Source organism: Corallococcus sp. AB018 (assembly GCF_003986945.1).
GTDB lineage: Bacteria > Myxococcota > Myxococcia > Myxococcales > Myxococcaceae > Corallococcus > Corallococcus exiguus.
This window is the reverse complement of sequence record NZ_RAWR01000005.1, coordinates 71,306-97,949: the sequence shown is the minus strand read 5'-3', so window position 1 is coordinate 97,949 and position 26,644 is coordinate 71,306. Positions and strand designations below refer to the sequence as shown.

Annotated in this window: 26 protein-coding genes; 19 read left to right on the top strand and 7 right to left on the bottom strand. The window is 69.8% G+C overall.

Translation table 11 applies throughout. The features are described from left to right. Nucleotides 1-66: 66 nt before the first annotated feature. The 4 genes from glpD to D7Y11_RS02155 all read left to right on the top strand — a co-directional run bounded on the left by glpD (nt 67) and on the right by D7Y11_RS02155 (nt 5,014). Nucleotides 67-1,767: a glycerol-3-phosphate dehydrogenase gene (glpD, locus tag D7Y11_RS02170; protein WP_121755195.1), complete on the top strand. Its 1,701-nt coding sequence runs from the start codon at nt 67-69 to the stop codon at nt 1,765-1,767. Between the two features lie 273 nt (nt 1,768-2,040). After that, entirely contained in the window at nt 2,041-3,852 is a 1,812-nt protein-coding gene (locus D7Y11_RS02165; protein ID WP_126932910.1) for a S8 family serine peptidase, read from the top strand. A 189-nt stretch (nt 3,853-4,041) separates the two neighbouring features. Beyond that, nucleotides 4,042-4,755 (top strand): hypothetical protein, encoded by a 714-nt coding sequence (locus tag D7Y11_RS02160; protein ID WP_126932909.1) that lies wholly within the window; start codon nt 4,042-4,044, stop codon nt 4,753-4,755. A 79-nt stretch (nt 4,756-4,834) separates the two neighbouring features. After that, nucleotides 4,835-5,014 (top strand): hypothetical protein, encoded by a 180-nt coding sequence (locus tag D7Y11_RS02155; RefSeq protein WP_233607176.1) that lies wholly within the window; start codon nt 4,835-4,837, stop codon nt 5,012-5,014. A gap of 10 nt (nt 5,015-5,024) precedes the next feature. Here the strand turns inward: D7Y11_RS02155 and D7Y11_RS02150 are convergent, their stop codons facing one another. After that, entirely contained in the window at nt 5,025-5,627 is a 603-nt protein-coding gene (locus D7Y11_RS02150; RefSeq protein ID WP_121755198.1) for a CDP-alcohol phosphatidyltransferase family protein, read from the bottom strand. A gap of 193 nt (nt 5,628-5,820) precedes the next feature. Here D7Y11_RS02150 and D7Y11_RS02145 point away from each other — a divergent pair, with 193 nt between their 5' ends. The 4 genes from D7Y11_RS02145 to D7Y11_RS02130 all read left to right on the top strand — a co-directional run bounded on the left by D7Y11_RS02145 (nt 5,821) and on the right by D7Y11_RS02130 (nt 12,430). Beyond that, a complete protein-coding gene (locus D7Y11_RS02145; protein ID WP_120579306.1) occupies nt 5,821-6,714 on the top strand; it encodes a DUF4846 domain-containing protein in 894 nt (297 codons plus the stop codon). Nucleotides 6,715-6,969: 255 nt separating this feature from the next. Further along, a complete protein-coding gene (locus D7Y11_RS02140; protein ID WP_126932907.1) occupies nt 6,970-10,389 on the top strand; it encodes a PAS domain-containing protein in 3,420 nt (1,139 codons plus the stop codon). Further along, entirely contained in the window at nt 10,386-10,850 is a 465-nt protein-coding gene (locus tag D7Y11_RS02135; RefSeq protein WP_120579302.1) for a response regulator, read from the top strand. Before D7Y11_RS02140 ends, D7Y11_RS02135 begins: the two co-directional genes overlap by 4 nt. Beyond that, entirely contained in the window at nt 10,847-12,430 is a 1,584-nt protein-coding gene (locus D7Y11_RS02130; RefSeq protein ID WP_126932906.1) for an ATP-binding protein, read from the top strand. Before D7Y11_RS02135 ends, D7Y11_RS02130 begins: the two co-directional genes overlap by 4 nt. Before the next feature lie 6 nt (nt 12,431-12,436). Here D7Y11_RS02130 and yidD read toward each other — a convergent pair whose 3' ends face one another. After that, nucleotides 12,437-12,775 (bottom strand): membrane protein insertion efficiency factor YidD, encoded by a 339-nt coding sequence (gene yidD, locus D7Y11_RS02125; protein WP_126932905.1) that lies wholly within the window; start codon nt 12,773-12,775, stop codon nt 12,437-12,439. Then, a complete protein-coding gene (locus D7Y11_RS02120) occupies nt 12,772-13,005 on the bottom strand; it encodes a DUF4177 domain-containing protein (protein WP_158619458.1) in 234 nt (77 codons plus the stop codon). The genes yidD and D7Y11_RS02120 overlap by 4 nt, the downstream gene beginning before the upstream one ends. A gap of 268 nt (nt 13,006-13,273) precedes the next feature. Here D7Y11_RS02120 and D7Y11_RS02115 point away from each other — a divergent pair, with 268 nt between their 5' ends. From D7Y11_RS02115 to D7Y11_RS02100, 4 genes are read left to right on the top strand one after another with little or no spacing between them, the layout of a single operon-like run. Further along, on the top strand, nt 13,274-13,918 hold the full coding sequence (locus tag D7Y11_RS02115; protein ID WP_121776939.1) for an EcsC family protein: 645 nt from the start codon (nt 13,274-13,276) through the stop codon (nt 13,916-13,918). Between the two features lie 56 nt (nt 13,919-13,974). After that, on the top strand, nt 13,975-15,255 hold the full coding sequence (locus D7Y11_RS02110) for an ABC transporter substrate-binding protein (RefSeq protein ID WP_126932903.1): 1,281 nt from the start codon (nt 13,975-13,977) through the stop codon (nt 15,253-15,255). Then, complete coding sequence (locus D7Y11_RS02105) at nt 15,252-16,130, top strand: carbohydrate ABC transporter permease (protein WP_120574661.1); 879 nt, start codon at nt 15,252-15,254, stop codon at nt 16,128-16,130. The genes D7Y11_RS02110 and D7Y11_RS02105 overlap by 4 nt, the downstream gene beginning before the upstream one ends. Further along, the gene (locus tag D7Y11_RS02100; RefSeq protein ID WP_014392992.1) at nt 16,127-16,936 is read left to right on the top strand and encodes a carbohydrate ABC transporter permease; all 810 of its coding nucleotides are present in this window, start codon (nt 16,127-16,129) and stop codon (nt 16,934-16,936) included. The genes D7Y11_RS02105 and D7Y11_RS02100 overlap by 4 nt, the downstream gene beginning before the upstream one ends. Before the next feature lie 8 nt (nt 16,937-16,944). Here D7Y11_RS02100 and D7Y11_RS02095 read toward each other — a convergent pair whose 3' ends face one another. The 3 genes from D7Y11_RS02095 to D7Y11_RS02085 form a co-directional block, all read right to left on the bottom strand. Next, the gene (locus D7Y11_RS02095) at nt 16,945-17,157 is read right to left on the bottom strand and encodes a hypothetical protein (RefSeq protein ID WP_120574660.1); all 213 of its coding nucleotides are present in this window, start codon (nt 17,155-17,157) and stop codon (nt 16,945-16,947) included. Between the two features lie 49 nt (nt 17,158-17,206). Then, on the bottom strand, nt 17,207-17,863 hold the full coding sequence (locus tag D7Y11_RS02090) for an NAD(P)-binding oxidoreductase (protein WP_126932902.1): 657 nt from the start codon (nt 17,861-17,863) through the stop codon (nt 17,207-17,209). Nucleotides 17,864-17,974: 111 nt separating this feature from the next. Then, nucleotides 17,975-19,195, bottom strand: coding sequence for a phosphatidylserine/phosphatidylglycerophosphate/cardiolipin synthase family protein (locus D7Y11_RS02085; RefSeq protein WP_233607175.1), 1,221 nt, complete (start codon nt 19,193-19,195; stop codon nt 17,975-17,977). Nucleotides 19,196-19,389: 194 nt separating this feature from the next. Between D7Y11_RS02085 and D7Y11_RS02080 the strand changes: the two genes are divergently transcribed. The 7 genes from D7Y11_RS02080 to D7Y11_RS02055 all read left to right on the top strand — a co-directional run bounded on the left by D7Y11_RS02080 (nt 19,390) and on the right by D7Y11_RS02055 (nt 25,121). Continuing rightward, on the top strand, nt 19,390-19,740 hold the full coding sequence (locus tag D7Y11_RS02080; RefSeq protein WP_120574657.1) for a YciI family protein: 351 nt from the start codon (nt 19,390-19,392) through the stop codon (nt 19,738-19,740). A 4-nt stretch (nt 19,741-19,744) separates the two neighbouring features. After that, nucleotides 19,745-20,983, top strand: coding sequence for an RNA polymerase sigma factor (locus D7Y11_RS02075; RefSeq protein ID WP_158624276.1), 1,239 nt, complete (start codon nt 19,745-19,747; stop codon nt 20,981-20,983). A gap of 47 nt (nt 20,984-21,030) precedes the next feature. Beyond that, complete coding sequence (locus tag D7Y11_RS02070) at nt 21,031-22,356, top strand: hypothetical protein (protein ID WP_126932901.1); 1,326 nt, start codon at nt 21,031-21,033, stop codon at nt 22,354-22,356. A 373-nt stretch (nt 22,357-22,729) separates the two neighbouring features. Next, entirely contained in the window at nt 22,730-23,134 is a 405-nt protein-coding gene (locus tag D7Y11_RS44060) for a hypothetical protein (protein ID WP_233607174.1), read from the top strand. 69 nt (nt 23,135-23,203) lie between these two features. Continuing rightward, nucleotides 23,204-24,130 carry a DUF2380 domain-containing protein gene (locus D7Y11_RS02065; RefSeq protein WP_233607173.1) on the top strand — a complete coding sequence of 309 codons (927 nt, stop codon included), beginning with the start codon at nt 23,204-23,206 and terminating at the stop codon, nt 24,128-24,130. After that, nucleotides 24,127-24,597 carry an NUDIX hydrolase gene (locus D7Y11_RS02060; RefSeq protein ID WP_120574653.1) on the top strand — a complete coding sequence of 157 codons (471 nt, stop codon included), beginning with the start codon at nt 24,127-24,129 and terminating at the stop codon, nt 24,595-24,597. The genes D7Y11_RS02065 and D7Y11_RS02060 overlap by 4 nt, the downstream gene beginning before the upstream one ends. A 53-nt stretch (nt 24,598-24,650) precedes the next feature. Then, nucleotides 24,651-25,121, top strand: coding sequence for an NUDIX hydrolase (locus D7Y11_RS02055; protein ID WP_120574652.1), 471 nt, complete (start codon nt 24,651-24,653; stop codon nt 25,119-25,121). On the opposite strand, the gene gor is transcribed toward D7Y11_RS02055, so the two are convergent. Next, nucleotides 25,122-26,552 carry a glutathione-disulfide reductase gene (gene gor, locus D7Y11_RS02050; RefSeq protein ID WP_126932900.1) on the bottom strand — a complete coding sequence of 477 codons (1,431 nt, stop codon included), beginning with the start codon at nt 26,550-26,552 and terminating at the stop codon, nt 25,122-25,124. Nucleotides 26,553-26,644 lie beyond the last annotated feature (92 nt).

The window sequence follows — 26,644 nt, the reverse complement described above, 5'->3', positions numbered from 1 at the left end:
TGGACCGCTTGACGCATTGCATCGGAATCCGCTGCGGCCACAGACTTCCCGTCATAGACTCGTCACGTGCGTTCCGAATCCGCCGTTCTTCGTTCCCTGCCTGCCTCTACCGAGGTTCCCGCCCCGCCCTCGCGCGCCGACCGTCTGCGTGCGCTGGGGAGTGAGTCGTTCGACCTGCTCGTCATTGGCGGCGGGGTGACGGGGGCGGGTGCTGCTCGGGACGCGGCGCTGCGGGGCCTGAAGGTGGCCCTGGTGGAGCGCGAGGACTTCGCCAGCGGGACGTCCAGCCGCTCGTCGCGCCTCATCCACGGTGGCCTGCGCTACCTGGAGCATGGCCACCTGGGGCTCGTCTTCGAGTCGAGCATCGAGCGGCGCCGCCTGCTCCACCTGGCGCCTCACCTGGTGCGCCCGCTGGCCTTCATCTGGCCCGTCTACGAAGGGGCTCGCGTGCCGCGCTGGAAGCTCAACGCGGGCCTGATGCTGTACGACGCCCTGTCCCTGTTCCGGAACGTGAAGGCGTATCAGCGCCTGTCGCTCAAGCAGTTGGTGGAGGCCGAGCCCGGCATCCGCTCCGAGGGGCTCAAGGGCGGCGCCCGCTACTACGACGCGGCCACCGACGATGCTCGCCTCACGCTGGCCAACGCGCTGGGCGCGAGCGAGGCCGGCGCGGTGGTGCTCAACCACGCCTCCGTGAAGCGGCTGGTGCTGGAGGACGGCAAGGTGAAGGGCGCGGTGGTGATGGATCACCTCACCGGCCTGGAGCACACCGTGCACGCTCGCGCCGTCGTCAACGCGACCGGGCCCTGGAGCGATGAGATCCGCCAGCTGGATTCGTCGCAGCAGGAGCGCACGGGGCCCGCGGTGCGCGGCAGCAAGGGCGTGCACATCGCGGTGCCCCGCTCGCGGCTGAACATCGGGGATGCGCTCACGCTCCTGTCTCCCGTGGATGGCCGCGTGATGTTCATCCTGCCCGCGGATGCGTTCACCCTCATTGGCACGACGGAGACCGCCACCCGCGCCCATCCGGCCGAGGTGCGCGCGAGCGAGGCGGACGTGGCCTACCTGCTCTCCTCCGCCAACGCCTTCTTCCCCGAGGCGAACCTCACCCGCGAGGACATGGTCAGCGCCTGGGCCGGCATCCGCCCGCTCGCGGCGAGCGGCTACCACGGCAACAGCGACGCGGGCAGCGCGAGCCGCGAGCACTCCATCGACGTGAGCCCGTCCGGCGTGCTGGCCATCAGCGGCGGCAAGCTCACCACCTTCCGGGTCATGGCCCGCGACGTGGTCAACGCCGTGGAGCGCCACCTGTCCCGACCGCACAAGAAGCCCGTCACCCACGAGCAGCCCCTGCCGGGCGGCGACATCCTCAAGCTGGACGCGGAGCTCGCGGCGGCGAAGCAGGAGGTGGGGGATGCCGCCACGGGCGAACACCTGGTTCGCGCATACGGCAGCCGCTGGCACGCGGTGTGGGCGCTCACTCGCGAGTCGCCCGCGCTGGCCGAGCCGCTGGTGGAGGGCCTGCCCTACCGCCGCGCCGAGGCCGCCTGGGGCGTGTCCCACGAGATGGTCCAGACGCTGGCGGACCTGCTCATCCGCCGCCTCAAGGTCGCGTTCGAGACGCGCGACCAGGGCCGCGCCGCCGCCGTCCGCGCCGCGGAGGTGATGGCGCCTCTCCTGGGGTGGGACGCCGCGGAGACCGAGCGTCAGCTGGCGGCCTATGCCGTGGATGCCCAGCGCATCTTCGGCGTGGATCCTTCCGACGCCTGACGTCCTGCCAGGTGGCCGGGCACGGTGCGTCATGCCGGGCCGGAGGTCCTGCCGCGAACGAGGCGCTCCCCACGAGCGTTGAGCGCCTCACGATGGACCGGCACCGGATGGCCGTCGGGCGCACGACAGCCGCCCGAGCAGTCGTGCTGCGTCCATGCTTAAATCGTCTGGGGAACGGGAAGCAGGGTCGGCCCGTTCTTCCCGGCCCCCTTTTCGGGGGCGGCAGGTCACGGCGCGGTAATCCACGTTGGCCGGGCGAAGGAGATACACCCCATGAAGCGTTGGCTTTGGCTTGGGCTCGGGTTGTCCGGACTGGTGGCGAGCGGCTGTGGCAGCGACCCCGAACCCATCGATGTCCTGCCCCAGGCGTGTCCTGGCACCGCGGAGGTGTCGCTGCCGAAGCCGGGCGTCTCCCCGCTGAGCACGGACACGGCGCCGGACGGCGTCATCATCACCTACAAGTCGAAGGTGTCCGCGAGCGCGCTGGCAGCTTCGGCGGACATCGCGGCGGCCGTGGAGCGCGAGGGCGGCACGGTGAAGCGCCGCATCCCGAACATGAACGTGGTGTCCGCCCGGCTGTCGCCGGAGGCCATCTCCGCGCTGAAGCTCCACCCGGACGTGCTCTCCGTGACGCCCAACCGCCGCGTGCGCGCGCTGGGGCTGCCCACGCCCCCGCCGCTGGCGTCGTGGCAGGGCGCGTACAGCACGCAGGGGTCGGTGGGCGAGTACACCGAAGGGCTGAAGCTGATCCAGGTCCCCCAGCTGTGGGACGCGAACAACGACGGCGTCATCGACCCTGGCGCGCCCACGGGCGAGGGCGTGAAGGTGTGCGTCATCGACAGCGGCTGGGACAGCAAGCACCCGGAGCTGAAGGCGGCGTTCGTCATGGGCAAGGATTTCGTCGACGACGATGACGACCCGTCCGACCAGAGCGTGTCCCAGGGCGTGGTGAAGGTGGGCGGCGGCCACGGCACGCACGTGTCCGCGACCATCCTGGCGCAGTTCGGCGCGGGCTCCGGCGCGCGCGTGGCGCCCGGGGAGGAGCCGAACGGCGTGGTGGGCGTGGCGCCGGGCGCGTCGCTGCTCGTCGCGCGCGTGCTGGACACGGACGGCGGCGGCCGCACGGATGACGTCATCGCGGCGGTGGACTGGTGCCATTCACAAGGGGCGAGGGTTGCCTCGCTGTCGCTGGGCGCGCCGGATCCGTCAGAGACCGAGCAGCTCATGTTCGAGAAGGTCTGGGAGAACGGCAACGGCATGCTGTCCGTCGCGGCCAGCGGCAACGACGGCAAGCGCGGCATCGCGTATCCGGCCGCGTACCTGCCGTCGGTGATGGCGGTGGGCGCGGTGGACCTGCAGGGCGAGTACGCGCCCTTCTCGCAGTTCGGCCAGGAGCTGTCCGTGGTGGGGCCCGGCGTGAACGTGCTGAGCGCCACGGTGCTGGGGGCGGCGTCGCTGTCCTCGGTGACCGCGGCGTCGGCGCCCGTCACCTCGTCGCCGCTCACGTACACCGCGCAGGGCACGTACACGGGCCGGCTGGTCAACTGCGGCCTGGGCGCGGACCGGGCGGCGTGCGGTGAGACCGCCACCTGCGACGGCTTCGTCGCGTACGTGGACCGCGGCGACCTGTTCTTCGAGGAGAAGGCGCGCAACGTCATCCAGGCCGGCGCCCGCGCGGTCATCATCGGCAACAACGTGGCGGACGACGCGGAGGGCACCTTCACGCTGGGCTCCTCGAACTCGCACTGGGTGCCCACGGTGTCGGTGTCCATGGCGGCCGGCGCGTCCCTCAAGAAGCTGCTGGGCCAGGATGTGACGGTGTCCATCACCGGCCTGGACTACCAGCGCGAGTCGGGCACCTCCATGGCCACCCCGCACGTGTCGGGCGTCGCCGCGCTGGTGTTCAGCGCCCGGCCGGACCTGAGCGCCGCGCACGTGCGCGCGGTGCTGGAGAAGACGGCGAAGGACGACAAGACGACGCCGGGCAAGGACGAGAAGTACGGGTATGGCCTGGTGCAGGCGGCCAAGGCCGTGGAGCTGGCGCGCACGCTGCCCCAGGGCGGCGGTCCGCTCCCGCTGCCGTAACCGCGCGCCTTCGCGCCCGTGGGCCTGACGCCCCCGCGTCCCTTCGTGGGACCGGGGGCGTTTCCTTTTCCCGAGCAGGCGCCGGGTCGTGGGTTGGCAGCCCGGGCGGGCAGGCGACCGCAAGTCCTCCGGGCGGGTGGTTCGCGCCGCGTGCGCGTGCACCTTCCCACGAAGGGAGGCACGCGGCGCATGAAGCGAGACACCTGGCTGGGATTGGGGATCGCGGGGCTGGCCTGCCTGCTGATGTGCGCCGGGACTCCATCCGGCGGCATGGAGGATGACGCGGCGTCCGAGGAGACTCCTGCTCCCGCGGGTGCGCGAGTCATCACGCCGCGGACTCCCGCGGCCACGCCGCAAGCTCCGGCGCCCGTGCCGCAGCAGCAGCCGGGGACGGGCGGCTCCGGGACGAACACGCAGGCTCCCGCTGGGACGGCTCCTGGCACCACGCCCGCGCAGGGCACCGAGGCTGGGTCGGATCCGAACAGCCCCAGCGCGGAGCCAAACCCGGAGGGACAGACGACTCCGCCCAACCCGGGCCCGGAGACGAACTCGGGCACGGGGGGGACGGGCAACACGGGGACAGGGGCTCCCTCCACGGCGAAGCCCTCCGCTCCTGGCGCCTCGCAGGGCGTCGCGGTGGTGGACGCCATCTACCGGGGGAAGGTGCGCTCGGTGTCCGACACGGTGGTCGTCATAGACAACGATGGCTCACGCCTGCCGCTGGAGATCAGCACCCAGACGCGCGTCGTCCGCGACGGTGAGGACATCGGTGTGACGGAGCTCAAGGAGGGCGAGCGTGTGCGCGCCACCGTGAACCTGGTGGGCCGGAGCCACACGCGGGAGATCGCCGTGCTGACCGGCGCCGAGGCCCGGCGCGACGCCGAGACTCAACGCCGCCGGTAGCCCCCGGCCCCTCCGTCAGCCGCATGGCCCCGTCCGCGTCTCCCGGACGATGACGGTCTACAACCGATACCGAACCCTGTTGCACAAGTTGGCCCTCGTCCGCGCCTGCGCGCCCGGCGGGGATTCACCCGAAGCGGATGCGCTGCTCGACACGATGGACGAGGTCTGGGACGCCCTGTCCGACGGCGAGCGCGCCGCCATGGAGCGCGAACGCGCCCGGTTGGCCTTGTCCGCGGACATGCGCGCCGTGCCCGCGTGAGGCCTTCGCGTCACTCCCGCACGGACCCCATGGGCGCACCCGTGGGCCCATGGGGAAGGTGCGAGGACGGCCGTGACGGCGGCAGTTCCCGGCGCTGACGCTGACGCCACACCGCCCGCGTGTAGTCCACCACCGACGCCAGCGACAGCAGCGCGACGAGCGCCACGAGCGGCCGCACCAGCGGCGGGTAGAGCAGGACGCACAGCAACACCGCGAGCTGCAACGTCGTGACGACCTTGCCCAGCATCCGCGCCTTGAGCTCGACGGCCCGCATGTCCGGCCGCACCCTGGCGACGATGAAGCCGATGGCCGTGCCGATGTCCCGCAGGAGCAGCAGCGTCAGCTCCACGGGGTCGATGAGCCCGTCCAGCAGACACACGATGAAGGCCGTCACCATGAAGGCGCGGTCCGCCACCGGGTCGATGAGCGCTCCCATGCGCGTGGCCAGTCCCCGGTGCCGGGCAATCCAGCCGTCCAGGAAGTCCGTCGCCGCCGCCAGCACCACCAGGAAGGCCCTCATGCGCAGGTCCGACACCGCGATGAACACCGCGGCGAGCGGCAGTCGCGACAGGGACAGCGTATTGAGCAGCACGAGGCTTGCCCGACGGTGCATGGCTTTCAAAAGGTAGTGCTCGGCCCCCGGGGCGCACCTGCCCGGCATGGCGAGCGTCCAGCGAAGAACTCCTCCGGTGCCCTCGTGGATCCACGTTCAACGAAAGGACCCCGCGGCCCGCGTACGGTGTCCCAGGGCATGGCCCGGGATTTTCCCCGGCCTCCGTCCTCCTGGAGTCCGCCTCTTGAACGCGATGGGAACCTTCCGCCCCCTGCTGGCACTGGCCACCCTGCTCACCGTCGCGCTGCCGCTGGCGAGCTGTGAAGCGGCCGGACGGGCGAAGGTCGCGACCCGTGCTCCCACGGCGGAGGAGCGGACGCGCTACCCGTGGCTGCCAGCCTCCGCCCAGGTGCGCTCGCTGGAGGAGACCTTCGCGCCTCCGGAGGGCTACGCGCGCATGCCCCTGGAGGCGGGCTCCTTTGGCGCCTGGTTGCGCGGCCTGCCCCTGCGCTCCGATGGCTCCCCCGTGCGCGACTTCCAGGGCAATACCGTGCTGGCGGCCTCCGACTCCCGGCTGGCGGCGGTGGGGGAGCTGGACGTGGGCACCGCGAACCTCCAGCAGTGCGCGGACTCCATCCTGCGCCTTCACGCGGAGTGGCGCTGGGCGTCCGGCCAGTCGGAGCGCATCGCCTACCGCTTCACCAGCGGCCACCTGGCGTCCTGGCCCAAGTACGCGGCCGGGGAGCGGGCGCGCGTCTCCGGCTCGAAGGTGACGTGGGTGCCGGGGAGCGCGGCGGCGGACAGCTCGCGGGCGGCCTTCCGGAACTACCTGAACCTGCTCTTCACCTACGCAGGCACCCTGTCGATCCAAGCGGAAGGCTCCCGTCCCACGCGGGAGCAGCTGCGCCCCGGGGACTTCTTCGTCCTGGGCGGCAGCCCCGGCCACACGGTGCTCGTGCTGGACGTAGCCACCAACGCGAAGGGTGAACGGATGGCGCTCGTGGGCCAGGGCTTCACCCCCGCGCAGGACTTCCACGTCCTGGCGGGAAGGGACGGGGCCTGGTTCCCGCTGGAAGGGGAGAGCCTGGCGACGCCCTTCTGGGCGCCATTCCCCATGACGTCCCTGCGACGCCTGTCCTCGCCCTGATCGACTGGAAACCTGAAGCACCAACGAGGTGCAGCCTGGGGGACGGGCGCCCTCCTGGTGGGTCTCCTGGCGGACGGGAAGGCGTGAAACGGGCAACTCCCGAGGGTTCTTCTGGAATCGACGGGAGGCAGGAGGCAGGTTGCGGCGTGGAGTGTTGTCCTGCCGTCAACGGGCGACACACCGAAGCCGGGCCCGTCCCCCGCCGAGTGCCCGTCAGCCTAAAGGGAAGAGGAGCCCGTCCCCCGAGCCTCCACCATGTCCTCCGCCGCCGCATCCGTGCCCGCGTCTTCTCCCAGGGCCAGCATCCTCATTGTCGACGACACGCCCGGCCACCTCCTGGCGCTGGAGGGCATCCTCTTGCCCCTGGGGCAGCGGCTGGTGCGCGCCACCTCCGGACGCGAGGCCCTGCGGCGCGTGCTGGACGAGGACTTCGCCGCCGTCCTGATGGACATGAACCTGGGCGACATGACGGGCGTGGAGGTGCTGGGCCTCCTGCGCGAGCGCGAGCGCAGCCGCCGCACGCCCGTGCTGCTGATGACCGCGGGCGACGGCGACGAGAAGGAGTGGCTGGCGGCGTACGCGCACGGCGCGGTGGACTACCTGCGCAAGCCGCTGCGGCCTGAAATCCTCCTGGCGAAGGTGTCCATGTTCGTGGAGCTGCACCTGGCGCGCGAAGCCGTGCAGCGGCGCGAGGAGTCGCTGCGCGAGCGCGAGCGCGACGCCCTGGAGGCCGTCCATCGCGAGCGGCTGCACGCGTTCTTCATGCAGGCCCCGGTGGGCATCTCCATCACGCGCGGGCCGGACTTCGTCTTCGAGCTGGCGAACCCCTACTACGAGCTGCTGGTGGGCAGGCGGGTGACGCCGGGACAGGCGCTGACGGACGTGTTCCCGGAGATGGCCTCGCAGCCGGAGGTCATGGAGGTGCTGCGCGGGGTGGTGCGCACGAGGCAGCCCTTCGTGCGGCCGGAGTTCGAGGTGAAGCTGGTGCGCGACGGCCAGCCGGACTCCGTCTTCTTCAACGTCATCTACCACCCGATGGTGGAGGTGGACGGCACCGCGTCAGGCATCATCACGCTGGCCACCGACGTGACGGAGTTCGTGCGCGCGCGCCGGCACACGGAGGCGCTCACGCAGGATTTGCGAAAGCAGCAGGCCGCGCTGGCGGACAGCGAGCAGCGCCTGCGTCTGGCGCTGACGGCCACGGCGCTGGGCACCTTCGACATGGACGTGGTGACGGGCGAACTCAGGTGGGACGCGCGCTGCAAGGCGCTCTTCGGCCTGCCGCAAGATTCGGAGTCGTCCTACGAGTTGTTCCTCGCGGGCCTGCACGTGGAGGACCGGGACGCCGTGCAGCGCGCGATCGCGCTCAGCTGGGACCCCACGGGCAGGGGCGACTACGACGTGGCCTACCGCACCGTGGGGTTGAAGGACGGCGTGGAGCGCTGGGTGCGCGCCACGGGCCGCACGCACTTCCATGACGGCAAGCCGGTGCGCTTCGTGGGCACCGTGCAGGACATCACCGCTCGCAAGCGCGCCGACGCGGAGCGGACCCGTCTGATGGCGGGCGAATTGCGCCGCACCGAGCAGCTTCGCGGCCTGTCGCGCGCGAGCCTGGCGCTCAACGCGGCGGGCAGCGTGCCGGCCATCCTGGAGCTCGTGACGCTCAAGGCGCGCAAGCTGATTGGCGCGAACCAGTCCTTCGTGCGGGTGGCGGATGGACGGGACGCGCCGACGCTCGGCGCGCTGTCCGCGGTGGAGCATGATCCGCAGGCGCCCGGCGCCGCCCAGGTGGGCGTGGACGAGCGCGGACTCTTCGCCCGGGTGTGCCAGGAGAACCGGCCGCTGCGCCTGACGCGCGCGGAGCTGCGTCAGCACGCGGCCTACTCGGAAGCGCCCGCCGCGCCGCAGCCCGCGCTGCCCCTGAAGGGCTTCCTGGCGGTGCCGCTGGTGGGGCATGACGGCCGCAACCTGGGCCTGATGCAGGTGTCCGACAAGCTGGAGGGCGACTTCGACGCGGAGGACGAGACCATCGCCGTGCAGCTGGCGCAGATGGCCAGCGTGGCGCTGGAGAACGCGCGCCTGTACGAGACGGCGCAGGCGGAGCGGCGCAACCTGTTCGCGGTGCTCAAGCAGCTGCCCGCCGCCATCACCGTGCTGCGCGGGCCGGAGCTCGTCTTCGAGATGGCCAACGACCTGCGCCTGAAGCTCACCGGGTCCCGGCCGCTCCTGGGGCTGACCGTGCGCCAGGCGCTGCCGGAGCTGAACGAGCAGGGGCAGGTCGCCCAGTTGGAGGCGGTCTACCGCACCGGCGAGACCTACCGCGGCCACGAGGTGCCCATGCGCCTGGGCCGTGACGTGGGGCAGGACGCGCCCGAGGGCTACTTCAACCTCACCTTCCAGCCGCTGCGCAACGCGGAGGGCAAGGTGGACGGCATCGTGTCCGTGTCCTGGGAGGTGACGGAGCAGGTGCTGGCGCGCCGTCGCATCGAGGCGCTGGCCGCGGAGCTGAAGGAGCGCGAGCAGCAGTTCCGCACGCTGGCGGACTCCATCCCGCAGCTGTCGTGGATGGCGGAGCCGGAGGGGCGCCTCTTCTGGTTCAACCAGCGCTGGTACGACTACACCGGGACGTCGCCCTCGCAGGTGGGGGAGAAGGACTGGAGCGAGCTGATCGACCCGGAGGACGCCGCGCGCGTGCTGGAGCACTTCAACGCGGCCCTGCGCGAGGGGACGTTGTGGGAAGACCAGTTCCGCCTGCGCCGCGCGGACGGCAGCTACCGCTGGTTCCTGTCGCGCGCCAGGCCCGTGCGGGACGGCGAGGGGCGCATCGTCCGCTGGTTCGGCACCAACACGGACATCGACGACGAGCGCCGCACGCTGGAGAGCCTCAAGCAGGCGGAGGAGGAGATCCGCCACCTGAACACGGGCCTGGAGAAGCGCGTGCGCGAGCGCACCGCCCAGCTGCAGGAGGCGAACAAGGAGCTGGAGTCCTTCAGCTACTCCGTGTCGCACGACCTGCGCGCGCCGCTTCGGCACATCACCGGCTTCGCGCAGTTGCTGGAGCGGCGGGCGGGCGCGAAGCTGGACGACGTGGCGAAGGGCTACCTCTCCACCATCGCGGGCGCGGCGAAGCAGGGCGGCACGCTGGTGGATGACCTGCTCGCGTTCAGCCGCATGGGCCGGGCGGAGCTGCGCCAGTCGCGGGTGGACCTGGGCCAGCTGGTGGAGGAGGCCCGGCGCGACCTGATGCCGGAGGCCACCGGGCGGCAGGTGGAGTGGCGGGTGGGGAGCCTGCCCACGGTGGAGGGCGACCCGTCGCTCCTGCGGCAGGTCATCCACAACCTGTTGGCGAACGCGCTGAAGTATACCCGCCCCAAGCCGGAGGCCCTCATCGAGGTGGGGGCACGCGAGACGGAAGGCGAGGTCGCGGTGTGGGTGCGCGACAACGGCGTGGGCTTCGAGATGCAGTACGTGGATAAGTTGTTCGGCGTCTTCCAGCGCCTGCACACGGCCGAGGAGTTCGAGGGCACCGGTATCGGGCTCGCGAACGTGCGGCGCATCGTGTCTCGCCATGGAGGACGGACCTGGGCGGAGGGCGCCGTGGGGCAGGGCGCGTCCTTCACCTTCACCCTGCCCCGCGCTTCTCCCGTGGAGAAGAAAGTCGAGACGCACGCGTGATTGACCTCAAGCGGATCCTCCTGGTGGAAGACAGCGCCAACGACGTGGCGCTCACACTGGCGGCGCTGGAAGAGGTGCACCTGGCCAACGAGGTGGTGGTGGTTCGCGACGGACAGCAGGCGCTGGACTACCTCTTCCGCAAGGGCGAGTACGCGAACCGGCAGGACGGCCACCCTGCGGTGGTGCTGTTGGATTTGAAGCTGCCGAAGGTGGACGGGCTGGAGGTGCTGGAGAAGGTGAAGGGCGCCCCGGAGCTGAAGGCGGTGCCGGTGGTGATGCTCACCTCGTCGCGCGAGGAGCGGGACCTGGCGCGCAGCTACGGCCTGGGCGTGAACGCCTACGTGGTGAAGCCCGTGGCCTTCCCGGACTTCGTGTCCGCGTTGCGCGAGCTGGGGTTGTTCTGGGCGGTGGTGAACCAGCCGCCGCCGGGCTCTCCCGGCACGACGGGAGCCCCCAAGTGAACGCACGCGGCGGTGCCGCGCTGGACCTGACGCCCCTGCCTTCGATGGAACGGCCCCTGTCCATCCTCTTGCTGGAGGACAGCCCGCTGGACGCGCAGTTGGTGGCCGCGCAGTTGGAGGAGGGCGGGCTGCCTTCGACGCTGGAGTGCGTGCAGGGGCGGGCGGCCTTCGTCGCGGCGCTGGAGAAGGGGAAGTTCGACCTCATCCTGTCGGACTACAACGTGCCGGGCTTCGACGGGATGAGCGCGCTGGAGGCGGCGAAGGCCGTGTGTCCGGACACGCCGTTCCTCTTCGTGTCCGGCGCGCTGGGCGAGGACCGCGCCATCGAGCTGCTCAAGCGCGGCGCCACGGACTACGTGCTGAAGGACCGGCTGGAGCGGTTGGGCCCCAGCGTGCGGCGGGCGCTGCGCGAGGCGGAAGGGGTGCGGCTGCGCAAGCGCACGGAGGAGGCGCTGCGCCGCTCCGAGGAGCGCTACCAGCTGGTGGCGCACGCGAGCTTCGACGCCATCTGGGACCTGGATCTCCAGACGGACACGATGCACTGGATTGGCGACGCGACGGAGGAGGTCTTCGGCTTCCCCCTGGAAGAGGTGGACGCGGACGCGGCGTGGTGGCGCCGGCACATCCACGGCGAGGACCGCGAGCGGGTGCTGTCAGGGCTGCAGCGGGCGTTCGATTCGGACGAAGACCGGTGGCAGGACGAGTACCGCGTGCTGCGCAAGGACGGGGAGTACGCGTACGTGGCGGCGCAGGGCTCCATCCTGCGCGGAGCGAGCGGGAAGGCGCGGCGCATCGTGGGCGCCATGCGCGACATCACGGAGCGGCGGCGGGCGGAGGAGGAGCGGCAGAAGCTGGTGCACGAGGCGCAGGCGCGGGTGGAGTTCGAGCAGCAGCTCATTGGCATCGTCAGCCACGACCTGCGCAACCCACTGGGCGCCATCCTCACGGGCGCATCGCTGATGCTCCGGCGCGACGACATCCAGCCGTGGCACGCGAAGGCGGCGGCGCGCGTCCTGTCCGCGGCGGAGCGGGCCACGCGGATGATTCGCGACCTGTTGGACTTCACGCAGGCGCGCATGGGTGGCGGCATCCCGGTGCACGCGGCGCCGTGCGACTTCCATGCGCTCACGCTGCAGGTGGTGGAGGAGGCGCGCACGGCGCATCCGGAGCGCATCCTCCAGATGGAGCAGGTGGGGGACGGGCAGGGGGCGTGGGACTCCGACCGGATGGCGCAGGTGCTGTCCAACATCCTGGGCAACGCGCTGAAGTACAGCCCGGAGGACACGCCGGTGCGCGTGGAGAGCCGGGGCGAGCAGGACGCTGTCGTGGTGAACGTGCGCAACGGGGGGGACCCCATTCCCCCGGAGATGCTCCCGCGCATCTTCGAGCCGCTCCAGCGCGGCACGACGGCGGGGCGCTCCGAGCGCAGCATCGGGCTGGGGCTCTACATCGTCCGGCAGCTGGTGCTGGCGCACGGCGGGACGGTGGACGCGCGTTCGTCCGCGGCGGAGGGCACGGTGTTCACCGTGCGCCTGCCGCGGGTTCCGCCGAAGGAGCTGACCGTTCCGGCGCTGGAGTAGGGCGCCTCAGGGCAGGTCGGTTCCCCCGAGGAACAGCACGTCGTTGCAGCGCCGGATGCGCGCCCGGGTGCGGAGGCCTCCACGCCAGAGGCCGTACTTCTTCAGGGACTGGAGCCCGTACATCGAACACGTGGGCGTGTAGATGCACTGCCGCTTCCAACGGTGGGGCACCGCGTGGCGGTACAGCAGGACCAGCCCCACCGCGACCAGGCACAGCGGGTTGAGCCACCAGGGCAGGCGGGTGGGCTGGGGCGAGGGTGCGGCCTGGAGCTCGCGGGCCTCCTCGGGGAAGAGGGCGAGGGCGGAGTAGGGGTTGCCTTCCCAGGGCGGAGGGCCCGGGCTCATTCCTGCTTCGTCCGCTCGAAGACGCACACCAGCCAGGAGCCCGTCGCGGTGCCACAGCCCTTGGTCGCGGTGACGGCGCGGTACTCGCTGGAGTGCAGCTTCCAGCCCTGCGCGGCGTAGTTGTTGAGGAACTTCGCGAAGTCGCCGCAGCGCTTGGGGTTCCAGCCTGGGTCCGTGGAGTTGCAGCCGGGGGCGGGCGGGACAAAGGCATCCACGTGATACTCGTACATCCAGGGCTCCTTCGGGGTGTCTGGGATTGGCGGCGGATGCTGTCTCAGGCCGGCCGCGTGGCAAGAATTCATGCTTCAACCCATTGCGTGGGTTTGGCCATACCCCGTGCGTGGGATGGCTCGGACCTCGACGGGCCGGCAGGCTCGCGTGGGACGCCGCGTATGGGGTTCGCGTGCCTGCCTGGAGGACGGACAAGGAGGGGCCGCTCCAGCAGGGGACCTCCGCCGGTTAGGATGCGGGGCTGGCCTCATCGTGGAGGATGGACGCATGTCGAAGCCGCTGGAAGTCGTGAACGCCGTGCTGAACGCGGGCTTCGATGGTCTGGGGCCGCTGTGTAGCGCGACGGGGCTGGCGGACGAGTACCTGCGGGACACTCGCTACGCGGACCACGAGGCGCGCATCAATTCGCTCATCCACTGGGAGACGGGGAAGCTGTTCACCACGGGCTTCCTGGCCGGGCTGGGCGGCCTGCTCACCCTGCCGGTGTCGCTGCCCGCGGGCCTGGGCGTGTCGTGGATGGTGCAGGCGCGGCTGGTGGGTGCCATTGCTCGCATCCACGGGCATGACGTGGAGGAGGACCGCGTGCGGACCCTCACGCTGCTGGCCATCGTGGGGGACATTGGCAAGGAAGTGGTGAAGCAGGCCGGTATCGAAGTGAGCCAGCAGCTGGGCATGCGCGCGCTGGAGGCCGTGCCGATGCATGCGCTGAGCAGCATCAACCGCGCGGTGGGCTTCCGGCTGGTGAGCAAGGCGTCGCAGAAGGGCGTCGTGAACCTGTCGAAGGTGGTGCCGCTGGCCGGTGGGCTGGTGGGCGGCGCGGTGGATGCGCTCGCGTGCCGCGCGGTGGGGGCCACGGCCCGGCGGTTGTTCGCTCCAGGGCTTGGGGCCCTGGTGCCCGTGTCACCTGGATGACCGGGCGCGGGGCTTGTCGTTGACGGTGGGCCTTCGCGCTGGAGTCATCCGGGCGCATGGGCCGCCTCCTTGTCCTCCTTGTCGCGCTGGGCCTCGCTGTTGGAGGCTGCCGGCGCTCGTCCGAGGAGGCGGGCACGGGGGGCCGCACTCGCATCGTCTTCAAGTTCCAGCCGCTGTGGGGTGACCCGAAGCCGTTCCGTGAGCTGCTGGCGCAGTACGAGCGCGCCAATCCGGACGTGGAGTTGGTGACGGAGGCGCTGCCGAACTCGTCGGACCTGGCGCACCAGTTCTTCCTCACGTCGTTGCAGGGCCAGGCCACGGACTTCGACGTGCTGGTGGCGGACGTCGTCTGGGTGCCGGAGTTCGCTCGCGCGGGCTGGGTGGCGGACCTGTCCGAGGACTTCCCCCCCGAGCGCCTGCGCCAGGAGTTCCTGCCCGGGCCGGTGGACGCAGTCGTGATGAACGGGCGCACGTACGCGGTGCCCTGGTACGTGGACGTGGGCGTCCTCTACTACCGCACGGACCTGGTGCCTCGCGCGCCGCGCACCTACGAGGAGCTGCGGCGCTTCACCCGCGACGCGATGGCGAAGACGCCCGGCATCCAGGGCTACGTGTGGCAGGGCCGGCAGTACGAGGGCCTGACCTGCAACGTGTACGAGGCCATCTGGGGCCACGGCGGGCAATCCCTGGGCGAGGACGGGCGCGTGCTCCTGGAGACGGAGGCCGCTCGCGAGGCGCTGGCGTACCTGCATGGGCTCATCGCGGACGGGTTGTCTCCTCCCACGGTCACGGGCTTTGGCGAGGAGGAGTCGCGGCGCGTGTTCCAGGAGGGCCGCGCGGTGTTCATGCGCAACTGGCCCTATGCGTGGAGCGAGGCGCAGGCGGAGGGCTCTCCCATCCGGGGCAAGGTGGGCATCGCGCCGCTGCCGACGAAGGATGGACAGCCAGGGTGGGGAACGCTGGGCGGGTGGCAGCTCGCGGTGAACGCGCATGTCTCGCCCGCGCGGCGCAAGGCCGCGGCCCGGCTCATCGCTCACCTGACGTCGCCGGAGGCGAACCGCGTGCTGGCGCTGCACTACGCGCGCAACCCGCCGCGGATGGCCCTGTATGACGACCCGGAGCTGCGTGCGGCGGAGCCGTTCATCGCGAGCCTGAAGGAGGCGCTGGTGCGGGCTCGCCCCCGGCCGGTGACGCCGTACTACCTGCTCATCGCGGACGTGCTGCAGAGCGAGTTCTCCGCGGCCGTGGCGGGCCTGCGGACTCCGGAGGTGGCGCTCACGCGGGCGCAGAAGCAGGTGGATCACCTGACCGGTGAGCAGCCTCCGGAGGAGGAATGAGGGGCGCGGGTTCGCAGGCTCGGGAGCGGCGGCAGGCGTACCTGCTGGTGGCGCCCGCGGTGGTGGTGCTGGCCGTGGTGGCGCTGTACCCGGTGCTGGCGGCGATATGGCTGAGCCTGCACCGGTTCATCCTGGTGTTCGGCGAGCGGCGCTTCACTGGGTTGGAGAACTACGCCTACCTGATGGGGGACGTTCGCTTCTGGTCCGCGCTGGGGAACACGGCGTACTTCACGGCGGTGGCGGTGACGGTGGAGCTGCTGCTCGCGGTGCCGTTGGCGCTGCTGCTCAACCGCGCGTTCCCGGGGCGGGGCTTGTTGCGCGCGTCGGTGCTGGTGCCGTGGGCGATTCCCACGGTGGTGAGCGCTCGGCTGTGGGCGTGGATGTTCAACCCGGACTACGGGCTCATCAACCGGCTGCTGGGTGGGGCGGAGATCAACTGGCTGGGGGCGCCGGGGTATGCGTTGCACGCGGCCATCCTGGTGGACGTGTGGAAGACGACGCCCTTCGTGGCGCTGCTGGTGCTGGCGGGGCTGCAGGGCATTCCGGAGGACCTCTACAAGGCGGCGCGCGTGGACGGGGCGTCGGGGTGGCGGCAGTTCCGGTCCATCACGATGCCCCTGCTGAAGCCCGCGCTGCTGTTGGCGGTGCTGTTCCGGTCGCTGGATGCGTTCCGTGTGTTCGACGCCATCTACGTGCTGACGGAGGGCGGACCGGCGAACACGACGGAGACGCTGAGCATCTACGCGTACAAGACGCTGATGCGCTCCGGGGACTTCGGGTACGGCAGCACGCTGTCGGTGGCGACGTTCCTGTGCGTGGTGCTGCTGGCGGTGGTGTGGCTGCGCTGGCTGGGGCGCGAGGAGGGGCGGCGATGAAGCGGCCAGGGTTGGGCACGGCGCTGGCCGTGGTGGCGTTCCTCACGTTCTTCCTGGGACCGTTCCTGTGGCAGGTGCTCACGAGCCTGTGGCCGGACGGGGAGTTGACCCGGCCGTGGCCGTCGCACCTGACGGGGGCGAACTACGAGAGTGTGTTGTTCGGGCGGCCGTTCCTGTGGGCGGTGTTGAACTCGCTGGTGGTGGCGACGCTGACGACGGTGTTCTGCCTCACGGTGGGCGCGTCCGCGGCGTTCGCGCTGGCGAAGCTGGAGTTCCGGGGGAGGGGACTGCTGCTGTCCGCGGCGCTGGGCGTGTCGATGTTCCCGCCCATCGCGACGGTGAGCCCGCTGTACCTCATCCTCAACGCGGTGGGGCTGAGGGACAGCCTGGTGGGGCTGGCGTTGCCGTACACGACGTTCGCGCTGCCGCTGACGCTGTGGGTGCTGACGTCGTTCTTCCGCCAGCTTCCGGACGAGCTGTACCGGGCGGCGCGGGTGGATGGGTGCACGCCGGTGGGTGCGTTCCGAAGGGTGTTGTTGCCCCTGGCTGCGCCGGGTCTGGCGACGACGGCCATCCTGGTCTTCATCTTCGCGTGGAACGAGTTCCTCTACGCGCTGACGTTCCTGTCCACGCCGGAGAAGCGCACGGTGCCGGTGGCCATCAGCCTCTTCGCCAGTGAGTACAAGGAACCGTGGGGAGAAATCGCCGCCGCGTCGGTGGTGGCCACGTTGCCGCTGGTGGTGCTCACGGTGCTGTTCCAGCGGCGCATCGTGTCCGGACTCACGGCTGGCGCTGTGAAGGAGTAGGCGCGGGCCTAAAGCTGCTCTCGCGTACGTCTCAAGTGCTCCGCGATTTTTCGCTGCACGTCTTCAATGCTCATGGAGTCATCGAAGGCTTCCTGCGAGGCGTCACTGCCGCTTGTGTTTTCATCCAGGCTGAGCAGCAGCTTGTACGCAAGCCAGGCACGTTCCAAAGGGGGCAACTTCAATGCCTGTTCAAAGACCTCTTCAACGGTAACGGCTTCCATGGTTCCTCCTCGGTCGCGGAGGAACCTTCCTACCTGAAGGGTCTGACAGCTACCGGCCTACCGCTTCGACCTCCGCCCACAGGCGCTTGCCCTCAAGGGCCGTGTCGAGCGGTGCCCGTCGCTCCGAGATGCGCAGGAGCACGGCGGCCAGTTGATCCAGGTGCATGGGCTTCAGGTGGTGCAGCAGCGGCAGCTTGCCCAGTGTGTGCAGGATGCCGGGCGGTGCGTGGTATTCGCCCTCCAGCGCAGGGGGCCGCACCATCGTGTAGGGGATGCCGCTCTCCCGGACGATGCGCTCCGCTTCCGCCTTGGCCTTGAGGTACGCGCCCACCGGGCTTCCCGCTCCCACCGACGTGAGCAGCACGAAGTGGTCCACCCCCGCCGCCTTCGCCGCGTCCACCAGCTGCCGCGTGGTGCCGATGTCGCTCGTCTCGTAGGTGTCCCCCGCCGCGAAGCGCTTGCGCATCGTGCCGATGAGCTGGAGCACCGTCGTGCTGCCCTTCATCGCCTCCACCAGCGCGGGCCCGTCCGCCAGCTCCAGCACCGCCTTCTTCGGCCAGTGGTTCGCGGGCTCCGTGTTCGCGCTCTTGGGGCGCACGTGCGGCGTCACGGAGACGCCCTGGGCCAGGGCCTGCCGCATCAGCGTGCGGCCCGTCGCGCCCGTGGCGCCCGCGACGAAGAGATGACGAGGAGCTGCGCTGCTCATGGCGATGCCTCCCGGCCGCGAACCTCGCGGCCCCTGGAGCGCTTCTTGAGCACACGGCCCGCCCCTTGCCCACTGTTTCCAGGGGGCACGCGTGAAAGCGGACAGCCAGCCTCAACGTCCGGCGCGCTCGGCCTGGACCTCGCGCGCCTTCGTGAGGTCGTCCAGGAAGATGGCTTCCAGCTGACGTGCCGCCTCCACGTCCTCCAGTACGAGTGAACCCTCTTCCAGCAGATTGAACGACAGCGCGTCGTAGTTGATGGACCCCACCAGGATGAGCCGGTCATCCACCAGCATCGTCTTCGCGTGCATCATCGACGGCTGGTACTCCCAGAGGCGCACGCCCGCCGCCCGCAGCGTGTCGTAGCTCTGACGCTGGAGCAGCGTGATGGCCCGCTGATCATTCTTGTCCCCCGGCGCCAGCACCCGCACGTCCACTCCCGCGCGTGCCTTCTCCACCAGCAATGCCGTCAGCGCGTCGTTGGGCGTGAAGTACGCCTGCGAAATCCACAGCCGCTTCTTCGCCGCCTTCACCATCAGCTGCGTCAGCCGCTCCGCGCGCGTCACCTCCGGGTTCGCCGTGCTGCTGACGAAGGCCGCCCAACCTTCACCCGCGGCGTCCAGGCCGGGCTGCTCCACCGACAGCGTGGGGAAGTCCGTCTGGGGCAAGAGTTCGCCCGTCGACTCCTGCCAGTTCTCCGCGAACGCCTGCTGGAGCTGCGCCACCACCGGGCCCTGGACGCGCACGTTGGTGTCTCGCCATTCCTTTTCGTTGCGCGCGTCGCCCAGCCACTCGTCCTGGATGGCGAGCCCGCCGGTGATGGCCACCTTGCCGTCCACCACGAGAATCTTGCGGTGGTTGCGCGCCAGGTTCTCGTCCGCTGGCAGCGGGCGGAACAGGTGCGCTTCGCAGCCGGCTGCTTCCAGCCGGGGCTTCACCTCCGTCTCGAAGGGGCCGCTGCCCAGCGGATCCACCAGCACGCGGCAGTGCACGCCCTTCCGGGCGCGCTCGGCCAGCGCTTCAATCATGCGGTCGGACGCACGGCCCGGCCGCCAGATGAACATCACGATGTGAATGGAGGCGCGGGCCCGGCCGATTTCTTCCACCATCACGTCGAATACGGCGCCGTTGTTCGCCCACCGGATGCGGTTGCGCGGTTCCATCCGCACGCCCGTCGTCTGGTACAGCGCCGATGCGAAGCCCGCCCCACGCGACCCCACCTGCCCCGTGAGCTGGAATGGACGTGACGACTCCTTCGTGTTGCACGCGGACGGACATCCCGCGAGCAGCAACGCCCCCATCATTCCCACCAACCATCGCCCGCCCTTGTCCACGTCCGTTGCCCGCGCCTCCTGACCTTCAGGGGTAGGCACCCCGGGGTGACGTGTCACCCGTGAGCACGAGACGAGTGTTCTCTGTCCACGGTGTGGGTGTGCGCACAGGGTGGTGAGGTAGGCATGTCGATCTCCGGCGACGTGGGCCGTCTTTTTCGGCGAAACCCCCAACTGTCTCCCGAAAGGTCCGTCCCATGGCCCGCTACCTGATGCTGCTGCACGAGAACCCCGCCCACTTCGCCGCCATGTCCCCCGCCGAGTTGCAGGCCATCGTGGAGGAGTACGCCCGGTGGAGTGACGGGCTGCTCCAGGAGGGGCGCCTGCTCCAGGGCGAGAAGCTGCGCGACGAGGGCGGCCGGCGCCTGAAGCAGCAGGGCGGACAGTTGCTCGTGTCGGACGGGCCGTACGCGGAGGTGAAGGACGTGGTGGGCGGCCTCTTCATCCTGTCCGCGGATTCGTATGACGCCGCAGTGGCCCTGGCCCGGACGTGTCCGCACCTGCGCTACGGCGGTGAGGTCGAGCTTCGCGCCATCGAAGAGGTCTGACGGCGTGTCCTCCGTGACGCAGGCGCTGGAGTTGGCGTTCCGCGAGTGGTCCGCGGGGCTCGTCGCGGCCCTGGCCCGGCGCGTGGGGCTGGGGCGGTTGGACCTGGCGGAGGACTCGGTGCAGTTCGCCATGCTCCAGGCGGCGCGGACGTGGGGCTTCCACGGCATCCCGGAGCAGCCTCGCGCGTGGCTGCTGCGCGTGGCGCTGAACCGGCTGACGGACCTCTTGCGGCAGCGCGCGCCGGAGGTGCCGGAGGACTCGGAATCCGTGGAGGAGGCCACGCCGACGGAGGAGCCCACGCGCTTCGTGGCGGAGCTTCCGGATGATGCGCTGCGGTTGCTGTTCGCGTGCTGTCATCCGGCGCTCTCCCGCGAGATGCAGGTGACCCTCACGCTGAAGGTGGCGTGTGGCTTCTCCGTGCGCGAGGTCGCCGCCGCGTTGCTCGCGGACGAGCCCACCGTGGCGCAGCGCCTGGTGCGCGCGAAGCGGACCCTGCGCGCCTGTCGAGCCACGCTGGAGGTGCCTTCTCCCGAGGCGCTACCGGAGCGGCTGGGCGCGGTGCACGCCGCGCTCTACCTGCTCTTCAATGAGGGCTACGAAGCCTCCGAGGGCCACGACCTGTCCCGCGCGGAGCTGTGCTTGGAGGCGCTGCGCCTGGCGGAGGTGTTGCTGTCGCACGCGGGGACCGCGACGCCGGAGGGCCATGCGCTGGCCGCGCTGTTCTGCTTCCGCACCGCGGGGCTTCCGGGCCGCGTGGATGCGCGGGGCGCGTTCGTGCCGCAGGAGGCGCGAACCGGGACGGAGTCTTCGCCCCTCTTGATGTCTCGAGGGCTCTGGCACCTGCGCGCTTCCATGGGGACGGTACTGACGCCGCTGCACCTGGAGGCGGAGATCGCCTTCGTGCATGCGAAGACGTCCACACCGGGGCCCGAGGACAGCGCTCGGTTGCTGCGGTTGTACGACGCGCTACTGGCTCTCAAGCCGTCGCCCATCGTCGCGCTGGGACGCGTGGTGGCGCTGTCGCGCGTGCGCGGGCCGGCCGAGGCGCTGGAGGCGTTGGGGCCGTTGCGCTCGGAGGCCGTGCTGCGGCGGTATCCGTACCGCTTCGCCGTGGAGGGCATGCTGCTGGAGCAGGTAGGGGCGCGGGGGAGGGCGGCGGATTGCTTCCGTCAGGCCGCGGCGCTGGCGCGGACGCCTCCGCAACGTGAGTACCTGCTCTCCCGGGCCCGAGCCTGTGAGTAGGAAGCCGCGTGCTACCGTCCCGCTCCGTCGAGACACCGGGAGCGGACATGGCGTTGAGCACGTCGGCGGACTTCAAGTCGGATCTGGGGATGGATCCCCGTCACCTGCTGCCCCTCGTGTCGCGACTGGATGATTTCATCCGGCCGTTCTGCGCCGCGCTCGATGCGTTCCATGCGGACTGGAGTGGCTGGGGCAAGGCCTCGTACTTCTTGACGGGCAAGCAGACGTGGGTGGACGCGAAGCTGAAGGCGCTCGATACGGCGGAGCATCTGCTGTACCGGCTCTGCGACGTGGAGCAGGAGCGGCTCGCGCATTCCACGGCGTCGCGGCTGCTGTTGATGCAGCTCCTGGTGGAGATCCAGGAAGCGCACATCGAGATGGTGGACTACGTCCACGTGAACAACCTGAAGCTCTACACACCGGACCGCGGGACGCTGGGGACCGCCGCGTTGAACCAGCTGGACGCGGACTGGAATGCGCTGCGCAACGGCACGGGCGCGGTGAAGCTGCCCACCGGTGCGCAATACGCGCGCGGCAACCGCGAGGTGCGCGCCATCCACGCCCGGTTGCTGTCCCGTTCGCATGGCCGGGAGTTGATGCGGTGGATCCTCAGGGACACGGAGGCGGATCCGGAGTGGCCGGTGACGCTGGTGTTGACCCAGGCCTTCACGCCCTCCTCCAACTTCCGGCAGAAGGTGGTGGTCAACAAGCAGCGGCTGCAGGCGACCTCCGATGAGCTCAAGCGCCTGGAGGCCGAATACGAAGGGATGACCCAGGAGCTGTCCCGCATCGAGGAATCCGCGCGGCGAGGCAATGAGCCGTGGGGCGAACTGCGCAGCCGCCTGGCGTCGACGTCCAGGCCCTACGCCGAGCTGGCCGAGGCACGTGACGCGCTAAGCCCGCGCATGGGCGCGATGGAGGTGGAGATCGGCTGGTACGACGAGGACGGCCACGGCGAGGATTACCTGCTGAGCGAACCCGCGCCGGGGCTCGCGGGCAAGCGCCCCAGCGGGGGACGCGGCTCACAGCTCAGCCTGCGCTCGGGACTGCGTGACAGCACGCAGCGCAACTACTCCCGCGACCAGCACCCCATCCCCGCGCCGGCGTTCATCGTGTACGGGCACGAGCTCATCCACATCCTGCAGAACCGCTACCCCACGCGGATGGTGTTGCAGCCCCAGCCGTACACGAACGTGCACGCGAAGCACGGCTACAGCAACACCACGGAGCACGAGACCATCCGCGCGCTGCGCAAGGTCCGCACGGCGGAGCACCTGCCCTTCTACGAGAACCAGCTCCGTGATGAGCACCAGCTCACGAAGCGCAAGCACCACACGGGCACATCGGCTTTCGAGTTGGGCGAGACGGACTAAAGGGGCTGCCATGGCCTCCAGTTACCGGGAACAGTGGAAGGACCTGCGGCGGCGCGACCGTCTGGTGCTCGTGGGGTTCCTGCTCTTTCCGCTCGTCCCTGTCGTGGGATGGGCCCTGCAGGGGCTTCCAGGAGGAAGGCGAATCCTGTTTGCCTTCGTGCTGGGGTCGATGCTGTTCACCATTACTGCATCGATTCGAGCGGGGGCTTTCCGATGTCCCCGCTGTCGAGAGCGGTTCTTTCTCGACGGGAACTACAGGAACTCCTTCACACGGAAGTGCCTGCGCTGTGGTCTTCCGAAGTGGGCCGACCAGGGCTGAGCGTCAGACGCGTATCCTTTGCTGCCCTCGCTAGGGCATTCCTGGGAGGCGCGTATGAGAATGATGTTGCTGATGCTGGTCGTAGTGCTGCTGGCTACGGGATGTGCCTCCTCGCCGCGTCCGCGGAACTTGAGCTACGCGCCGAGTGGAACGTCCGTCTTCTCTGGACCGGAGCAACGGTCGCTGCGCCGTCAGGGCGTACGTGACAGCGATGCACTGACGCGTGATGCAGTCCTCGCGGGCATTGCCGACGTGAAGGGCTCCCTGGGCGGCGTTGAAGCCGCGCTCTCCAAGCTGGCGGACCGTCCACCGCCCCTCGTGGGATGGAGCCTCAACGGTGTCTTCACCCGCTACCTCGACCATGGCTCCAGTCAGGTGAAGTGGATGAAGGGTTCGCTCGGGAGTGCCACCGCGCTGACACGCGTGGCTTCGGATGTGGGGAACTCGGACATGGAGTAGGGGCTCCTGCGGATGACGGGGCCGAAGCTCCAGGCGGCCCTGTTCGGCAGCCTGCTGCTGGCCACCTGGGTGGACTTCCTCCACCTCGCGGATGCGGTGCTCCAGAACTGTCCGACGTGCAGTGTCGAGAAGCTCTTCGTCGACCTGCATCGTGTGCAGGAGTTGATGGAGCCTGTTCTCGCGGACCTCGCCTCCCAGGACCCGGAGCGGGTGGAGGCGGCGGCGATTGCGATGCCGGAGTTGATGGGGAAGCTGACCCGTGAATTCGACGCGATTCATCGGGAGGCCCGCGCGAGTATGAAGCTCGGTGGGCAGGTCCTCGCGGCGGTGCGGGCGGTGGAGATGGTCGCCATGATTTCCACGCTGAAGGTGTCGCTGCCGCGGCTGCCTCCCTCAGCGCCTGCGTCGCTGGGCGTGGGCTTCGTGATGAGCTCGGGCGGAGTGATGACGGGCTCGCGGCTGGTGGTCTCCGCCGAGTGGGTGGAGATGATGCGGAGGCTCGTAAGGGCGGGCGTCATCTCCGTTCCTGCTGTCAGCTCCGCCGTCCTCATCCATGGCGGACAGGTGCTGATGGCGCAGGCGCCTCGGGACCTGCCCAAGGGCGTGCGCGATGCGTTGGGGGACAGTCCTGAGGTGCGCGGCATGCACGAAACCGGCAGGGCAGGGGCGGGCATGTCCGATGCCCCGAAGCATCATGTGCTGCCTCAAGAGCACCGTGAATGGTTCGAGCGGCGCGGATTCAAGGGCGACATGGACATCGACAAATTCTGTGTCCGGATGGAGCAGGCCCACCACGAGGCGATTCATGGCGGCGGTAACTGGGGAATGGGCCGCGAGTGGCCCGGCGAATGGAACCGAATGATCATGCTGGCACTCAACAAGGCTGAGAGCGAGACAGGGCGGATGTTGACGCGAAATGAGATCCTGCGGATCGTCGCAAGAAACATGAGAAATCATAAGATCCCGATGAACTTCGTTCCTGGGAGAAGGAGATGAGCGGGGACCGTTCTTGGGAGGGCAATTGGAAGGCTCGGCTGTTCGAGAGGGTCCGCGAGCGTGGTTTCAGCTCATTGACGGCCTTTGCCGAGGCGCGACCTGCCGTCCCGCTGTACCTCCTCGCCGAGGAGCTCGGGAAGGATGACATCGCCGGGATCCAGGTGTTGAGAGAGCTGCTCGACGAAGCGAAGCGTCGCAAGCAAGTCACACGCTTTGCTCGTGATGTGCTCGTGCGCGAATTGTCTGAAGGACTTCCTGACGGTTGGCCGACCACGATGGACGACGAAAACCGCTTCCAGGTCGCCCAGGCACTCGGCTGCTGGTACGGGCACATTCCAGAGACCCACCTGGAGCGTGCCGATCAGCTCATGGCCGCGCTTCGCGCCAACCCACCCCCAGCGGGCTGGCGCCCTCTAGGCCCTGACGATGAACTTCTCCGGACACTCATGCCTGACAAGGAAGCCTGAGCGGGAGCCGCGAACTTTCAAGCTGGTGAGCGAAGTGTTTGGAGAGCTGACCGATGACCGATGGACGCCCATGGCAGGGCAATTGGCGAGTCCGCTTGTACGAGCGGGTCCGCGAGCGCGGTTACGATTCTCTCACTGCCTTTGCCGAGGCACGTCCTACAGCCTCATTGGTTGCGCTGGCCAGGGAGTTGGGGCCTGACGACATCGCCGGAGCGCAGGTCTTCAGCGGACTGGCAGCCGAAGCAGAGCGCAGTCATCGGGTTACGCGCTTGGTGCGCGGGCAACTCGTGCGCGAACTTTGGAGGAGCCTGCCCGACGGCTGGCCTGCCGTGCTGGATGACGCCAATCGTTTCAAGGTCGCCAAGGCACTTGGCTTGTGGGCCGGCTTCACCCCAGAAACCCACAAGGAGAGCATGAGGCGGGCCGGTGACGCGCTTCTCGCCAACCCTCCGCCTCCCGGCTGGCGTCCCCTGGGCCCTGACGACGAGCTGCTCCGCATGCTCCTCCCCGACGAAGAGGCGTGACTACTTACGAGTGTCCCCCGGAGGCGTGGCCACCACCTCTCGCCCCAGCTCCAGCAGCGTGGCGCTCTCGGACGGATCCGGGCGCTTGTCGCGCAGCGTGACGAACTCCTCCGCCGCAGTGGGGTGGATGCCCACGGTGGCGTCGAGCTGCTTCTTCGTCACGCCGCACTTCAGCGCCACCGCGAGCCCCTGGATGATCTCCGGCGCATCCGCTCCCACCATGTGGAAGCCCAGCACGCGCTCCGTGCCTCGCTCCACCACCACCTTCATCATCGACCGCTCATCCCGGCCCGTCAGCGTGTGCTTCATGGGCCGGAAGCTGGAGACGTAGACGTCCACCTTGCCGTGGCGCTCCATCGCCTCGCGCTCCGTGAGCCCCACCGTGCCCACGGGCGGCTGGCTGAAGACCGCGGACGGGACGTTCTCGTGGTCCATCGTCACCGGGTTGTTCCGGTACAGCGTCTCCACCATCGCTCGGCCCTCCGCGATGGCCACTGGCGTGAGGTTGAGCCGGTCCGTCACGTCCCCCACCGCGTAGATGCTCTCCACCGATGAGCGTGACTGCGCGTCCACCACCACCGCGCCGCGCTCATTCAGCTTCACACCCGCCTCCTCCAGGCCCAGGCCCTTCGTGTTGGGCACTCGGCCGGTGGAGTACAGCACCGCGTCCACCTCCAGCGTGTCCCCCATGCGCGTCAGCAGGCTGAGCGTGCCGTCCTCGCGCTTCTCGATGTCCTGGACGAACGTCTCCGGGCGGATGTCCACGCCCTTCTTGCGCATCTCCTGCGTCAGCGCCGCGCGGATGTCGTTGTCGAAGCCTCGCAGCACCGTGTCGCCGCGAATCAGCATGGTCACCTTCGCGCCCAGCGCCGCGAAGATGCCCGCGAACTCCACGCCGATGTAGCCGCCTCCCACCACCGCCACCCGGCGCGGCAGCGTGGGCAACTCCAGCGCCTGCTCGGACGTGAGCGCGTGCTCGATGCCCGTCACCTCCGGCAGGTAGGGCCGCCCGCCCGTGGCCACCAGGATGCGCTCCGCAGTGTAGCGCTTGCCCGCGACCTCCACCGTGTGCGCGTCCACCACCCGGCCCCGGCCCTCCACCAGCGTCACGCCCGCGTCGCGCAGCAGCCGCCCGTAGATGCCCGTCAGCCGGTCCAGCTCCTTCGCCTTCACCGTCTGGAGCTTCTTCCAGTCCAACGCGGGGCTGTTCACCGTCCAGCCGTAGCCGGCCGCGTCCTCCATGTCGTAGCGGTAGTGCGCCGCGTACACGAGCAGCTTCTTGGGCACGCACCCGCGCAGCACGCACGTGCCGCCCACGCGCCCCTCCTCGCAGATGGCCACCTTCGCCCCGGAGGCCCCCGCTCGCCGGCTGGCCGCCACGCCGCCCGACCCCGCGCCCAATGTGAACAAGTCGAAGTCGTAGCCCGCCATCCGGTGTCCTCCCTGCATCAAGAAATGGTGTTTCCACTCTTCAGAGGGAAGGAGCCCTTCCGGGCCCTGCCCGCCGGGTTGCTCCCCAGGGT

Coding starts and splice junctions, on each gene's coding strand:
- D7Y11_RS02165 (WP_126932910.1), top strand. CDS start 2,041: ATGAAGCGTTGGCTTTGGCTTGGGCTCGGGTTGTCCGGACTGGTGGCG.
- D7Y11_RS02160 (WP_126932909.1), top strand. CDS start 4,042: ATGAAGCGAGACACCTGGCTGGGATTGGGGATCGCGGGGCTGGCCTGC.
- D7Y11_RS02150 (WP_121755198.1), bottom strand. CDS start 5,627: ATGCACCGTCGGGCAAGCCTCGTGCTGCTCAATACGCTGTCCCTGTCG.
- D7Y11_RS02145 (WP_120579306.1), top strand. CDS start 5,821: ATGGGAACCTTCCGCCCCCTGCTGGCACTGGCCACCCTGCTCACCGTC.
- D7Y11_RS02140 (WP_126932907.1), top strand. CDS start 6,970: ATGTCCTCCGCCGCCGCATCCGTGCCCGCGTCTTCTCCCAGGGCCAGC.
- yidD (WP_126932905.1), bottom strand. CDS start 12,775: ATGAGCCCGGGCCCTCCGCCCTGGGAAGGCAACCCCTACTCCGCCCTC.
- D7Y11_RS02120 (WP_158619458.1), bottom strand. CDS start 13,005: ATGTACGAGTATCACGTGGATGCCTTTGTCCCGCCCGCCCCCGGCTGC.
- D7Y11_RS02115 (WP_121776939.1), top strand. CDS start 13,274: ATGTCGAAGCCGCTGGAAGTCGTGAACGCCGTGCTGAACGCGGGCTTC.
- D7Y11_RS02110 (WP_126932903.1), top strand. CDS start 13,975: ATGGGCCGCCTCCTTGTCCTCCTTGTCGCGCTGGGCCTCGCTGTTGGA.
- D7Y11_RS02105 (WP_120574661.1), top strand. CDS start 15,252: ATGAGGGGCGCGGGTTCGCAGGCTCGGGAGCGGCGGCAGGCGTACCTG.
- D7Y11_RS02100 (WP_014392992.1), top strand. CDS start 16,127: ATGAAGCGGCCAGGGTTGGGCACGGCGCTGGCCGTGGTGGCGTTCCTC.
- D7Y11_RS02095 (WP_120574660.1), bottom strand. CDS start 17,157: ATGGAAGCCGTTACCGTTGAAGAGGTCTTTGAACAGGCATTGAAGTTG.
- D7Y11_RS02090 (WP_126932902.1), bottom strand. CDS start 17,863: ATGAGCAGCGCAGCTCCTCGTCATCTCTTCGTCGCGGGCGCCACGGGC.
- D7Y11_RS02080 (WP_120574657.1), top strand. CDS start 19,390: ATGGCCCGCTACCTGATGCTGCTGCACGAGAACCCCGCCCACTTCGCC.
- D7Y11_RS02070 (WP_126932901.1), top strand. CDS start 21,031: ATGGCGTTGAGCACGTCGGCGGACTTCAAGTCGGATCTGGGGATGGAT.
- D7Y11_RS44060 (WP_233607174.1), top strand. CDS start 22,730: ATGAGAATGATGTTGCTGATGCTGGTCGTAGTGCTGCTGGCTACGGGA.
- D7Y11_RS02060 (WP_120574653.1), top strand. CDS start 24,127: ATGAGCGGGGACCGTTCTTGGGAGGGCAATTGGAAGGCTCGGCTGTTC.
- D7Y11_RS02055 (WP_120574652.1), top strand. CDS start 24,651: ATGACCGATGGACGCCCATGGCAGGGCAATTGGCGAGTCCGCTTGTAC.
- gor (WP_126932900.1), bottom strand. CDS start 26,552: ATGGCGGGCTACGACTTCGACTTGTTCACATTGGGCGCGGGGTCGGGC.